Here is a 12,478-nt window from a genome sequence, read left to right as displayed (position 1 = left end):
CGAGGCCACGGCCGGTAGACCCCTCCCCGGGTGGCCGGCCCAGGCGTTCCGGGGGGCCGTGGTGTACTAGGCCGCGTGGAACTTCTGCACTCGGGCAAGGTCCGGGACGTCTACGCCGACGGTGACGACCTGATCCTGGTCGCCTCGGACCGGATCTCGATCTACGACGTGGTGCTGCCGACCCCCGTGCCGGACAAGGGCCGGTTGCTGACCGCGCTGTCGCTGTGGTGGTTCGAGCAGCTCGCCGACCTGGTGCCGAACCACGTCGTCTCCGCCACCGACGTGCCGGCGGAGTTCGCCGGCCGGGCGATCCGCTGCCGGCGGCTGGAGATGGTCCCGGTCGAGTGCGTCGCCCGGGGATACCTGACCGGCGGCGGCCTGACCGAGTACGAGCGCACCGGCGCGGTCTCCGGCGTCGAGCTGCCCCGCGGGCTGGTCGAGGCGTCGATCCTGCCCGAGCCGGTCTTCACCCCGTCGACGAAGGCGCCCAAGGGCGAGCACGACGAGCCGATCACCTACCAGCAGGTGGTGGACAAGGTCGGCGCGGAGACCGCCGGGCGGCTGCGGCAGATCACCATCGACGTCTACTGCCGTGGCGCCGAGCTCGCCGCCGAGCGGGGCATCCTGGTCGCCGACACCAAGATCGAGCTGGGCTGGGCGGCGGACGGCACGCTGCTCCTCGGCGACGAGGTGCTCACCTCCGACTCGTCCCGGTTCTGGCCGGCAGAGTCGTACCAGCCGGGCCGGGCGCAGTTCTCCTACGACAAGCAGTACGTCCGGGACTGGGCGACCGGCGGCGGTTGGGACAAGCAGCCGCCGGCCCCCGAGGTGCCCGCCGAGGTGATCGAGGCGACCAGGGCCCGCTACGTCGAGGTCTACGAGAGGCTCACCGGCAACACCTGGGCCTGACCGCGACCCGTAACCGCGCTTCGCCGCCTGGCGCTCCTTCGTCGACCCGGTCGAGGCGGGCTGAACATCGGTCCCCCGCACATGCAGCACTTCGGGCGTCCCGTGGCCTTTTCCGGGGTGGAGGTGCCATGCAGCCGACGTTCGAGGAGTTCGTAACCGCGCGCGGGGGATCGCTGCTGCGGTTCGCGCTGATGCTCACCGGTGACCGGCATCAGGCCGAGGATCTCGTCCAGTCCGTCCTGGCCAAGGCATACGTCCGGTGGGACCGGGTGGCCGGGATGAGCCAGCCCGAGGCGTACCTGAAACGGGTGCTGGTAAACGAGAACCTGCGCTGGTGGCGGCGGCGCTCGTCGCGCGAGGTCCCGGTCGCCGCGCCCGACGACGGCCCGGCGGGTTCCGACGCTGTCGGGTCGCACGCTGCACGGGAAGCCGCCTGGGCGCTGCTGGGCCGGCTGCCCCGACGCCAGCGGGCGGTGCTGGCGTTGCGGTACTACGAGGATCTCTCCGACACGCAGATCGCCGAGGTTCTCGGCTGCACCCCGGGCACGGTGCGCTCCCAGGCTGCCCGGGCCCTCGCCACGCTCCGGGCCGTGGTGCCCGCGATGGATCGGGAGGCATTGCCATGAGCCGGTACGACGTGGAGACGCTGGTCCGGGACGCGTTCCGCAGCCGAGAGCACGAGACGGAGGACGCGCAGCCGGGCCTGGTCGGCGCGGTCCGTGCCCGGGTGGCACGCCGCCGCCGGGCCCGGGTCATCGCGGCCGGGGCGGGCGTGCTGGCCGTGCTCGCCGCCGCCGGGGGGACCGCCTCGGTGCTGACCGACCGGCCACCGGCCGTCGACGGGACCGCCGAGGACCGGGCGGCGACCGCCGACTGGCGCTGGGAGAGCTCCCTCGGCGCGGAGATCCGGGTGCCGGCGGGCTGGGCGGTGAACAACTTCGGCTGCCTGATGACCGGCGAGCCGAGTGTGGTCCGGGGGCAGCACATACAGTTCAGTTGTTTGACCCCCGAGCCCGTCGACAAGGAGATCGCCGTCATCGGCGAGCGGCCGGTCGGCCAGCCCGGTGGCGACGGGCTGCCGGGGCGCGAGGTCACCGTGGACGGGGTGCGGGCCGTCCGCGCGGAGGGGCGGCTGCCCGACGGCCGGTACGCCGGCACGGTGACCGTGTCCGCCCGGGAGGTCGCCGTGACGGTGCGGACCCGGAGCGCGGCCACCACCCGGCGGATCCTGGACAGCCTCCGGCTGGTGGAGACCGATCACGCCGGCTGCGCCGCCCGGCGCCCGGAGATCACCGCCGCGTCTCCCGCGACCGGGGTGCCGAGCGCCTCCGGGGCGGAATCCACGAGCATCCCGAACAAGGCGACGTTCGTGCCGTCCGATCCGTCCTCGATCGGGGTCTGCTCGTACGATTCGAGCCTGCCCGACGGCACCCGGCCCGGTCGGCTCCAGGCGTCGGTCCGGCTCACCGGCGCGGAGGCCACCGCGCTCGCCGCAGCGCTCAACGCTGCCCGCCCCGGCAGCAACCCGGACGCCTTCGCCATGTCCTGTCGGCACCCGGATCCGGCCGGCTACAACGTCCTGCTGGTGGTGCGCCACGGAGGCGAGGAGACCCGGGTGCGGGTCAACTGGAACGGGTGCACGGGGCGCGGGCTGGACAACGGCGCGACCCGGGCCCAGTTGACCAGGTCCTTGCTGGCCACCCTCATGCGGCCACTACACACCGGCTACGTGCTGCAGCAGAAGCTACCCGACTAGCCCACCGGTTCGCCTCATGATCGTCTGTCGTTCGGCGAGACGACACGCCGGGCGATGTGTCGCCCAACGACAGACGATCATGAGGCGAGGGGTTGGCCGGGGGCGTTGGTCAGTCTTCCCAGTCGAGGGTGCGCTGGACGGCCTTGCGCCACTGGCGCAGCTCCCGCTCGCGGTGCCCGGCATCCATCGTGGAGGTCCACTGGGCGTCGGAGCGCCACTGGGCGCGCAGGGTGGCCAGGTCCGGCCAGAAGCCGACGGCGAGCCCGGCCGCGTACGCGGCGCCGAGGCAGGTGGTCTCGGTGATCCGGGAGCGGACCACCGGCACGTCCAGCACGTCGGCGAGGAACTGCATCAGCAGGCCGTTGGCCGTCATCCCGCCGTCCACCCGCAGCCGGCGCAGCGCCACGTCCGAGTCGGCGTTCATCGCGTCGACCACCTCGCGGGTCTGCCAGGCGGACGCCTCCAGCACCGCCCGGGCCAGGTGCCCCTTGGTGATGTACCCGGTCAGCCCGGCGATCACCCCGCGCGCGTCGCTTCGCCAGTGCGGGGCGAACAGCCCGGAGAACGCCGGCACCACGTAGCAGCCGCCGTTGTCGTCGACCGTGCGGGCCAGGTCCTCCACCTCTGCGGCGGTGGCGATCAGCCCGAGGTTGTCCCGCAGCCACTGCACCAGCGAGCCGGTGACGGCGATCGCCCCCTCCAGGGCGTACGCGGCCGGCTGGCCGTCGATCCGGTACGCCACCGTGGTCAGCAGGCCGTGCGTCGAGGCGACCGGGCTGGCCCCCGTGTTCAGCAGCAGGAAGCTGCCGGTGCCGTACGTGCACTTCGCCTCGCCCGGCTGGAAGCAGGTCTGCCCGAACAGGGCGGCCTGCTGGTCGCCGAGCGCGCTGGCCACCGGCACCCCGGCGAGCAGCCCTTCGGCGGTGCCGTACACCTCGGACGAGGAGCGGATCTCCGGCAGCATCGCCGCCGGCACGCCGAGCGCGTCGAGCAGCTCCGGGTCCCAGTCGAGGGTCTCCAGGTCCATCAGCATGGTCCGGCTCGCGTTGGTCACGTCGGTGACGTGCCGGCCGGTCAGCTTCCAGATCAGCCAGCTGTCCATGGTGCCGAACAGCACCTCGCCCCGCTCGGCGCGCTCGCGCAGCCCGTCGACGTGGTCGAGCAGCCAGCGCAGCTTCGGGCCGGCGAAGTAGGTGGCCAGGGTGAGCCCGGTGCGGGCGCGCAGCCGCTCCTCGCCGTACGCGTCGGCCAGCGCGCGTAGCTGCGGGCCGGTGCGGGTGTCCTGCCAGACGATGGCGGGCGCGACCGGGCGGCCGGTGGCCCGGTCCCAGACCACGGTGGTCTCCCGCTGGTTGGTGATGCCGACCGCCGCCAGCCCCTCCGGGCCGGTGCCGGCGGCGTCCAGCGCCTCCCGCACCACGAGCTGGACGTTGTCCCAGATCTCCTCGGCGTCGTGCTCGACCCAGCCGGGCCGGGGGAAGATCTGCCGGTGCTCGCGCTGGGCCACGGCGACGATCTCCCCGCCCCGGTCGAACACGATGCACCGCGACGAGGTGGTGCCCTGGTCGATGGCGGCGACGTACTCTGCGGTCACGGCAGCACCGTACCCGGCCCGCCCCGCGTCCGCCGGCCGCCGACGGCCGTACGATTGGTCAACGTGCGCGACATCGCCGTTTTCAGTGGAACAGCCCATCCCGACCTCGCCGCCGAGATCTGCGCCCACCTCGGGGTGCCGCTGCACCCCGTGCGGGTGTCCCGGTTCGCCAACGACTGCCTGGAGGTGCAGTTGCAGGCGAACTGCCGGGAGCGGGACGTCTTCCTGATCCAGCCGCTGGTGCCGCCGGTGCAGGAGAACCTGGTCGAGCTGCTGCTCATGATCGACGCGGCCCGGGGGGCGTCGGCCGGCCGGATCACGGTGGTGCTGCCGCACTACGCGTACGCCCGGTCGGACAAGAAGGACGGGCCGCGCATCTCGATCGGCGGCCGGCTGGTCGCGGACCTGCTCACCTCGGCAGGCGCGAACCGGGTGCTGGCGATGACCCTGCACTCGCCGCAGGTGCACGGGTTCTTCAGCGTCCCGGTGGATCACCTGCACGCGCTGCGGGAGCTGGCCGGCCACTTCCAGCGGTACGACCTGAGCAACACCGTGGTGGTCTCACCCGACCTGGGCAACGCCAAGGAGGCCGCCGCCTTCGCACGGATGCTCGGCACCCCGGTCGCGGCCGGCGCGAAGCAGCGGTTCAGCGACGACCTGGTCAAGATCAGTACGGTGATCGGTGAGGTGGCGGACCGGGACGTGATCGTGCTCGACGACGAGATCGCCAAGGGCAGCACGGTGATCGAGCTGATGGCCCACCTGCGCGAGCTGAAGGCCCGCTCGATCCGGCTGGCCTGCACCCACGGCCTCTTCTCCAGCGGCGCGCTGGACCGGCTCAGCGGGCAGGACGGGGTGCTGGAGATCGTCTGCACGAACACGGTGCCGATCCCGGCGGAGAAGCGGGTGCCCAAGCTGGAGGTGCTCTCGGTCGCGCCGGCGCTGGCCGAGGCGATGCGCCGGATTCACAACGGGGAGTCGGTCAGCGCCCTCTTCGGCTGAACGCGGCCCGGTGGCGGGTCAGCCCCCGGTGGGCTGGCGGGCGCCGAGGGCGGCGCTGATCCGGACCGTGGTGCCGGCCGCGCCGGTCTCCACCTCCATGGCGTCGCTCAGCTCCCGGGCCAGCCAGAGGCCCCAGCCGCCGGCGGTGTCGGGCGCGGGGCGGTCGTGGTCGTCGAGCCGTCGGGCGCTGATTCCCCGCCCGTGGTCGGCGACCTCGCAGACCAGCCGCCCCGGGCGGCGCCACATCCGCAGCCAACCCTGCCCGCCGCCGTGGCGTACCGCGTTGGTGATCAGCTCGTTGACCGCCAGCACGAAGTCGTCGAGGCGCTGCCCGGCCAGGCCTGCTGCATGCGCACAGGAGGTGACCGAGTGACGCAGCTCGGTCACCTGTGCCTGCTCGAAGGCCTCGGCGATCAGGGGGGAAGTGTCGATGGGCACCACCGTACGCGGTGCGGGCAGCTCTACGTTCGTCATGACCCCGTCCGGGGGGTGGGGCGCGGACCTGATTTGCGGCTTTTCCACCGTACGCCAGAATTGGTGGTCGCGCATCCGCCACCCCTGCGGGCCCGGTGCCGGGCTGTGGCATCGTGACGGGCGTGCCGTCGCCGCCCGGTGGATTCGAGGTCCCGCTCTGGCGGGCCGTAGCGGTGTTCCGGTTCGCGGCCCTGGCGTACGTCGGTCTGCTGGCCCTGCGCGACGCCGACCGGTACGCCCACCCGGTGCCGGCCGGGGTGATCCTGCTCGCGATGCTCGGCGCGACGGTGACCACCGCGTACGGCTACGCCCGCCCGGCCCGGCGGCGCTGGCCGCTGCTGGTGGCCGACCTCGCGGTCGTGCTCGGGGTCCTGCTGGTCAGCCCGTGGGTGCAGGGGCGGACGGCACTCGCCGCCGGCGTGCCCAGCCTCGCGGTGGTCTGGCTGGCCGGGCCGGTGCTCGCCTGGGCGGTCTCCGGCGGCCGGCGCCGGGGCACGGTCGCCGCACTGCTGGTCGGCGGGGTCGACCTGGCGACCCGGGACCGGATCGGCCAGTCCACCTTCACCGGGGCGATCCTGCTGCTGCTGGCCGGCGCGGTGGTCGGCCACGTCGCCCGGCTCGCGGTGACGGCCGAGCAGCGGCTGCACCGGGCGGTGGAGCTGGAGGCGGCCACCCGGGAGCGGGAGCGACTGGCCCGGGACATCCACGACTCGGTGCTCCAGGTGCTCGCGCTGGTGCAGCGACGCGGCGCCCACCTCGACGGGGAGGCCGGCGAGCTGGCCCGGCTGGCCGGGGAGCAGGAGGCCGCCCTGCGTGCCCTGATCGGGCGGGCGGGTGCCGTCGCGCCGGCCGGGGACGGGAGCATCCGCGACCTGCGGGCCATGCTCGACCGGTACGCCTCGGCGACGGTCGCGGTCTCCGCGCCGGCCACCCCGGTGCCGCTGCCCGGGTGGGTGGCCGCCGAGCTGGCGGCCGCCGTCGGCGCGGCGCTGGACAACGTGACCCGGCACGCCGGCGGGCGGGCCTGGGTGCTGATCGAGGACGAGGGGGAGAAGGTGACCGTCTCCGTACGCGACGAGGGGCCGGGGATTCCGGCGGGCCGGCTGGTCGAGGCCGCGGCACAGGGGCGGCTGGGAGTGGCGCAGTCCATCCGGGGACGGGTCGCCGACCTGGGCGGCGAGGTGCGGATCGTCTCCACCACCGGAGCGGGGACCGAGATCGAGCTGAGCGTGCCGAGGAGCGGATCATGAGCACCGGCGTCCGGGTGATGGTGGTCGACGACCACCCGATGTGGCGTGAGGGGGTGGCCCGCGACCTCACCGAGGCCGGGCACCTGGTGGTCGCGACCAGCGGGGAGGGGCGGCAGGCCGTCCGGGTGGCCGCCGCGGCCCGGCCCGACGTGGTCGTGCTCGACCTGCAACTCCCGGACGTCTCCGGCGTCGAGGTGATCCACGGCCTGCGCGCCGTGCTGCCCGAGGTGCGGGTGCTGATGCTGTCGGCCAGCGGCGAGCCGCAGAGCGTGCTGGACGCGGTGAAGGCCGGTGCAACCGGCTACCTGGTCAAGTCGGCCGCCCCGGCCGAGTTCCTGGACGCGGTGCGCCGGACGGCGGCCGGCGAACCGGTCTTCACGCCGGGCCTGGCGGGGCTGGTGCTGGGGGAGTACCGGCGGCTGGCGGTCGGCCCGGTGACCCCGGACGCCGCCGCGCCCCGGCTGACCGACCGGGAGACCGAGGTGCTGCGGCTGGTCGCCAAGGGAATGTCGTACAAGCAGATCGCCGAGCGGCTCCGGCTCTCCCACCGGACGGTGCAGAACCACGTGCAGAACACACTCGGCAAGCTCCAGCTCCACAACCGCGTCGAGCTGACCCGGTACGCCATCGAGCGGGGGCTGGACGACTGACGGCCCGAGCGCCCGGTCCCGGGCGTCCGCGTCTAGTGCGAGTCCGGCGGGCGGGTCTCGTGGACCGCCAGCTCCTCGGCCGTCGCCCCGCCGCCGGCCGACCCGGCGTCGTACGCGATGTTGTCGGGCTCCCGGTCGGTGTGCGTCCCCTCGTCCGGTTCCATCAGCCGCCCGACCTCGGCGTCGGGGGCGCCGAGCTGGCCGTGGTCGTACAGGGAGACGGGGGAGTGCGGGTCCGAGGTGGGGCCCGGGTTGAGCACGTCGGCGTCGAGCTGCGCCTGGGCGGCCTGCTCCTGGCTGTCCGCCTCGGCGGCGATGCCCGGGTCGACCGGGGCCGCCAGCGGGTCGTCGGCGGGGCGCTCGTAGCTCTCCCGCTGGAGCTTGTAGTCCAGCGACTCGCCGTCGAGCTGCTCCTCGGCGGTGGTGCCGAACCGGTCCACCGCCACCGGCGTGCGGTCCCCGGGCAGCTGGGCCGGCTCCGGGCCGTCCGCCTCCCGGCCGGTCAGGACGTCGTCGTTGGCCGTCGAGTCGTCGTCGGCGGTGTCGGGCAGGCCGTCGGCCTCGGGATCGGAAACGGGGGTCGGGTACTCGTCGTCACGCATGGCTGATCACTACCCGTTGCCCACCGCCCGTAACCGACGCCCCCGCCCGATCTCCCGCGCCCGGCCCACCTCGCGTCCCGTCGATCATGGAATCGGGTCGTTCGGCAAAAGCCGCTACACGGTGTAGATGGGGGGATAGAGGACGGCCCAGACGAGCTTGCCGTCGGGCAGGAGGGTGCTGCCCCAGCGCTGGGCCACGGTGTCGATCAACAGCAGGCCCCGGCCCCCCGCAGTGTCCACCGGGGCGAACCCGCGGTACGCCGGCTGCCGCCGGGAGCGGTCGCGTACGCCGATGTGCAGCGTGCCGCCGCGGGGCGCCAACCGGACGGTCATCCCGGTGCGGGCGTGCGCGACCACGTTGTTGACCATCTCGGTCGCCGCGATGCAGCCCGCCTCGGCCAGGTCGTCGATCCCCCACCGGGCACAGCGGTCGGTCACCAGCATCCGGACCTGCCGCGCGGCGCCGACGACCGGGGCCAGTTCCGTGGTCGTCGCCGCGGTCGTCGGGGCCCGGGCCAGCGCCGCCAGCGCCTCGTCGAGGGTCGAGCACACCGCCAGCCCGTCGCCGGCCGTCGTCTCGGCGGGGTCGAGAACCAACACGTCCGCCGCCGGCCAGTCGGCGATCTCGCGGCGCACCTCGGCGAAGACCCGTCGGGCGGCGGGATCGGCCACCCGCAGCCGGGACAGGTCGACCACCACCGGCCCGGGCCGCTCGCAGAGCCGCAGGAGCAGCGCGTCGCGTACGGCGCCGATGGCGGCCGAATCGAGCACGCCGGACAACCGGAGCAGGCCGGACGACTCGTCCGTCTCCACCAGGCAGCGCACGTCGGTCGGCATGACCGCCCCATTCTGCACGTCGGTGGTGTCGCGGTCATCCGGTCGGTCGGGGCGGTTCATCAGCGGTCCGTCCGGGAGCGGCGGTTCATCGCCGCCATCGTGCCGACCGCGGTGCCGGCGGCGGCGAGCCCGAACGCGGCGGTCATCCGGACGAGTTGCCGCCGCCGGCCGTGCCACCCACCCTCCCGATCGGCCGCCGCGTCGGCGGTGAAGACGTTGCCGGTGCTGTCCGGCCGCCCGGCGGGCCCGAACTGGGTGCGGTGGGCGTACCAGCCGAGGGCCCGCTCGGCCAGCGCCGGGGCGAGCCGCCACTGCGCGCCGATCAGCCGGGCGGCGCCCCCGGCGTACGCCTCCCGGCGGGGCCGGCGCAGCACCCGCACGATGGTCTCGGCCACCACCTCCGGCGGGTAGACCGGCGGCGGCGGCACCAGCTCCCGGCCGCTGTGGTTGGCGGCGTGCCGGAAGAACGGGGTGTCGATGCTGGCCGGCAGCACCGTGCAGACCGAGACGTTCCCCCGCCCGGTGACCCGCAGCTCCTGCCGGACCGTGTCGGCCAGCCCCCGGATCCCATGCTTGGTGGCGTTGTACGCCGACTGGTAGGGCATCGCCACCTCGGCCAGCACGGAGACGTTGTTGACCAGCACCCCGCCGCCGGCCGCGTCGAGGTACGGCAGGGCCGCCTTCATCCCGTACGCGGCGCCGAGCAGGTTCACCTCCAGCACCTGGCGGAACTCCCGGACGGGGATCTCGTCGAAGAGGCCCACCGCGCTGACCGCCGCGTTGTTGACCCAGGCGTCGATGTGGCCGAACTCCGCCGCCGCCCGGGCCGCGAGGCGTTCGACGGCCACCGGGTCCGTGACGTCCGTGGGCACGGCCAGCGCCCGGCCGCCCAACTCGCGGCAGCGGGACGCCACCCGCTCCAGGGCCTCCTCGCTGCGGGCCGCCAGCACCACGGCCGCGCCACGGCGGGCCAGCGCGTACGCGGTCGCCGTGCCGATGCCGCTGGAGGCGCCGGTGAGAACGACGCTCGCGTCATCGAGACTGCGGGTGAGAGGCATTCCTCGCCCGTACCCTCGATGGGCCCGCTCATGCCGCCGGCCCTGGTCGGATAGCAGCCGCGACCGGTCACGCCCCCAGCCCGACCGGTCGCACGTTTCCGACTTGCCAGGTTTCGCACCCGGGGGTCGCGGTTAATGGGACCCTCTGACCGGGAGGACCCACCAGCTCGGGAAACGCATGGAGGTGACCCATGCGCGTCGGCCTAGTGTGCGCGCATTCCGGACCGTCGCGGCCCGTCGACGGTCCGGTCGTCGGCACGCGCGAGCACATCGCGCGGGTCGCCGCCGAACTGGCCGGCCGGGGCCACGACGTGCACGTGTACGAGCGCCGCGACGATCCGGCGCTGCCGGCGACGCTGGAGCTGGACGGCTACCGGGTGGAACGGGCCGCCGTCGGCCCGGCCGCCCCGACGCCCACCGCCGAGCTCGTCCCGCACGTGGCCGAGCTCGGCCGCTGGCTGGCCGACCGGTGGTCCGGCGAGTGGACCCCGGACGTGGTGCACGGGCACTACTGGGTCGGCGGACTGGCCGCCGCGCAGGCCGTACGGGAGACCGACATCCCGGTCGTGCAGACCTTCCACTCCCTCGGCGTGGAGCAGCTTCGCCACCTCGGCTCCCAGTACGACGGCCCGGGCACCCGGATCCCGCTGGAGCGGGCCCTGACCCGGGCGGTGGACATCGCGGTCGCGCAGTGCAACGACGAGGTCGACGAGCTGACCCGGATGGGGCTGCAACGCACGTCGGTGGCGATGGTGCCCGCCGGGGTGGACATCGAGCGGTTCCACCCCGACGGGGAGGCGGCCCCGCGTGACGAGCGTCACCGGATCCTCTCCGTCGGCGGCCTGTCGGCCGGGCACGGGCAGGAGGACCTGATCCGCGCGATGCGGCTGGTCGGCGACGCCGAGCTGGTGATCGCCGGTGGGCCGCCGGTCGACCAACTCACCCACCACGCCGAGGCCCGCCGCCTGCTTGAGCTGGCCGAGCGCACCGGCGTGGCCGACCAGGTGAAGCTCGTCGGCGCGGTGCCGCACGACCAGATGGCCACCTGGTACCGCTCGGCCGACGTGGTGGCCTGCACCCCGCACTACTCCTCGGCCGGCCGGGTGTCGCTGGAGGCGATGGCCTGCGGCGTGCCGGTCGTCGGATACGCCATGGGCGGCCTCGCCGACGCCGTGGTCGACGAGGTCACCGGGAAGCTGGTGCCCCCGGGCGACGTCCGGGCACTGGGGGTGACCCTGCGCCGGCTGCTCGCCGACAACGCCGGCCGGTTCGCCTACGGGCACGCCGCGGTGGACCGGGTGCGGTGCAGCTACACCTGGGAGCGAACAGCCGGCGCGCTGGAGCGGCTCTACGAGCGGGTGGTCGGCCGACGCCGGCCGGTCGAGGCCGCATAGCGGTCGCGGCGGCGGTTCAGCGGCGGCGGTTCAGCGCGGCGGTTGAGTGGCGGCGGTTCAGCGGCGGGGGTGGGCCGGGGCGCCGGCGGGCAGTATCGCCCGGTCGCGTTCCCGGACCACCTCGTGGTGGTGCTGTGGCTCGGCGTACCGGGTCAGGCCGATCACCGCGGCCAGCGTGGTCAGGAAGCCGAGCGCGGCCAGCCACTCCCGGCCGGGCCAGATCTTGTCGTTGAGCAGCAGCAGCCCCACGATCGCGGCGGGCACCGCCCCGGCCGCGTCCATCGCGGCGACCGCCGCCGTGGTCGACCCGCGCTGCATGGCCAGGCCGAGCAGCAGTTGGCCCACCACCGAGTGGGCCACCAGCAGGTAGAGCAGCGGGTCCCGGACGAACCCCTCCACGCTCGTCACGGCGGCCAGCGGGCGGGCGGCCACCGCGGCGGCCGAGAAGGCCATCCCGGCCAGCGAGCCGAGCGCCACCGACCCGGGTGCGCCGTGCAGCCGTACCGCGAAGAAGCCGACCACGGCGATCACCACCAGGGCCACGGCCAGCGCGACCAGGCCGGCGGTGCCGAGCGGCCCGGACTGGGCCGGCTGCGCCGACAGCACCAGCCCCGCGATCCCGGCGAAGAGCAGCACCAGCAGCGCCACCTCCGCGGCGGGCAACCGCCACTTCAGCACCAGTACGCCGAGGATGGCGGTCACCCCCAGCCCGGCCGCCACGCTCGCCTGGACCAGGAACAGCGGCAGGTCCCGCCGGGCCAGGAAGGCCAGCACGAAGCCGCCCACCTGGCAGCCCAGCCCGATCAGGTACGTGCGGTGGCCGGCCAGCCGCAGCAGCAGCCCGGGATCGAAGTTGTGGTGCATGGTGGTCCGCGCCGCGGCGAAGGACTGCAGGAGGTTGGCGATGCCGTACGCGACGATCATCGCCGCCAGGAAGCACCAACCGGAGGAC

Annotated in this window: 13 protein-coding genes; 7 read left to right on the top strand and 6 right to left on the bottom strand. The window is 74.4% G+C overall.

The window, feature by feature from the left end; all coding sequences use genetic code 11:
• Positions 1-75: 75 nt before the first annotated feature.
• The 3 genes from GVV04_RS06275 to GVV04_RS06265 all read left to right on the top strand — a co-directional run bounded on the left by GVV04_RS06275 (position 76) and on the right by GVV04_RS06265 (position 2,665).
• The gene (locus GVV04_RS06275; RefSeq protein WP_161685459.1) at positions 76-909 is read left to right on the top strand and encodes a phosphoribosylaminoimidazolesuccinocarboxamide synthase; all 834 of its coding nucleotides are present in this window, start codon (positions 76-78) and stop codon (positions 907-909) included.
• Positions 910-1,037: 128 nt separating this feature from the next.
• Positions 1,038-1,535, top strand: a complete 498-nt coding sequence (locus GVV04_RS06270) for a SigE family RNA polymerase sigma factor (protein ID WP_161685455.1) — start codon at positions 1,038-1,040, stop codon at positions 1,533-1,535.
• Positions 1,532-2,665 (top strand): hypothetical protein, encoded by a 1,134-nt coding sequence (locus GVV04_RS06265; protein WP_161685453.1) that lies wholly within the window; start codon positions 1,532-1,534, stop codon positions 2,663-2,665. The genes GVV04_RS06270 and GVV04_RS06265 overlap by 4 nt, the downstream gene beginning before the upstream one ends.
• Before the next feature lie 109 nt (positions 2,666-2,774).
• On the opposite strand, the gene glpK is transcribed toward GVV04_RS06265, so the two are convergent.
• A complete protein-coding gene (gene glpK / locus GVV04_RS06260; RefSeq protein WP_161685450.1) occupies positions 2,775-4,259 on the bottom strand; it encodes a glycerol kinase GlpK in 1,485 nt (494 codons plus the stop codon).
• Between the two features lie 63 nt (positions 4,260-4,322).
• Here glpK and GVV04_RS06255 point away from each other — a divergent pair, with 63 nt between their 5' ends.
• A complete protein-coding gene (locus GVV04_RS06255; RefSeq protein WP_161685447.1) occupies positions 4,323-5,261 on the top strand; it encodes a ribose-phosphate diphosphokinase in 939 nt (312 codons plus the stop codon).
• An 18-nt stretch (positions 5,262-5,279) separates the two neighbouring features.
• On the opposite strand, the gene GVV04_RS06250 is transcribed toward GVV04_RS06255, so the two are convergent.
• Positions 5,280-5,735 carry an ATP-binding protein gene (locus GVV04_RS06250; RefSeq protein WP_161685444.1) on the bottom strand — a complete coding sequence of 152 codons (456 nt, stop codon included), beginning with the start codon at positions 5,733-5,735 and terminating at the stop codon, positions 5,280-5,282.
• A gap of 122 nt (positions 5,736-5,857) precedes the next feature.
• Here GVV04_RS06250 and macS point away from each other — a divergent pair, with 122 nt between their 5' ends.
• Positions 5,858-6,985, top strand: a complete 1,128-nt coding sequence (gene macS, locus GVV04_RS06245) for a MacS family sensor histidine kinase (RefSeq protein WP_161685441.1) — start codon at positions 5,858-5,860, stop codon at positions 6,983-6,985.
• Complete coding sequence (locus GVV04_RS06240; RefSeq protein ID WP_161685438.1) at positions 6,982-7,635, top strand: response regulator; 654 nt, start codon at positions 6,982-6,984, stop codon at positions 7,633-7,635. Before macS ends, GVV04_RS06240 begins: the two co-directional genes overlap by 4 nt.
• 32 nt (positions 7,636-7,667) lie before the next feature.
• Here GVV04_RS06240 and GVV04_RS06235 read toward each other — a convergent pair whose 3' ends face one another.
• The 3 genes from GVV04_RS06235 to GVV04_RS06225 all read right to left on the bottom strand — a co-directional run bounded on the left by GVV04_RS06235 (position 7,668) and on the right by GVV04_RS06225 (position 10,132).
• A complete protein-coding gene (locus tag GVV04_RS06235; protein WP_161685435.1) occupies positions 7,668-8,237 on the bottom strand; it encodes a DUF5709 domain-containing protein in 570 nt (189 codons plus the stop codon).
• Between the two features lie 114 nt (positions 8,238-8,351).
• Positions 8,352-9,134 (bottom strand): ATP-binding protein, encoded by a 783-nt coding sequence (locus GVV04_RS06230; RefSeq protein WP_161685432.1) that lies wholly within the window; start codon positions 9,132-9,134, stop codon positions 8,352-8,354.
• Positions 9,134-10,132, bottom strand: a complete 999-nt coding sequence (locus GVV04_RS06225; RefSeq protein ID WP_161685429.1) for an SDR family oxidoreductase — start codon at positions 10,130-10,132, stop codon at positions 9,134-9,136. Before GVV04_RS06225 ends, GVV04_RS06230 begins: the two co-directional genes overlap by 1 nt.
• A gap of 191 nt (positions 10,133-10,323) precedes the next feature.
• Here GVV04_RS06225 and GVV04_RS06220 point away from each other — a divergent pair, with 191 nt between their 5' ends.
• Positions 10,324-11,526 carry a glycosyltransferase gene (locus GVV04_RS06220; RefSeq protein ID WP_161685426.1) on the top strand — a complete coding sequence of 401 codons (1,203 nt, stop codon included), beginning with the start codon at positions 10,324-10,326 and terminating at the stop codon, positions 11,524-11,526.
• Between the two features lie 57 nt (positions 11,527-11,583).
• Here GVV04_RS06220 and GVV04_RS06215 read toward each other — a convergent pair whose 3' ends face one another.
• Complete coding sequence (locus GVV04_RS06215; protein WP_201753106.1) at positions 11,584-12,450, bottom strand: hypothetical protein; 867 nt, start codon at positions 12,448-12,450, stop codon at positions 11,584-11,586.
• Between the last annotated feature and the right edge of the window lie 28 nt (positions 12,451-12,478).

It is taken from the genome of Micromonospora rubida (assembly GCF_009908295.1).
In the GTDB taxonomy this organism is placed as follows: Bacteria; Actinomycetota; Actinomycetes; order Mycobacteriales; family Micromonosporaceae; genus Micromonospora; species Micromonospora rubida.
This window is presented reverse-complemented; position numbering and strand designations above follow the sequence as displayed.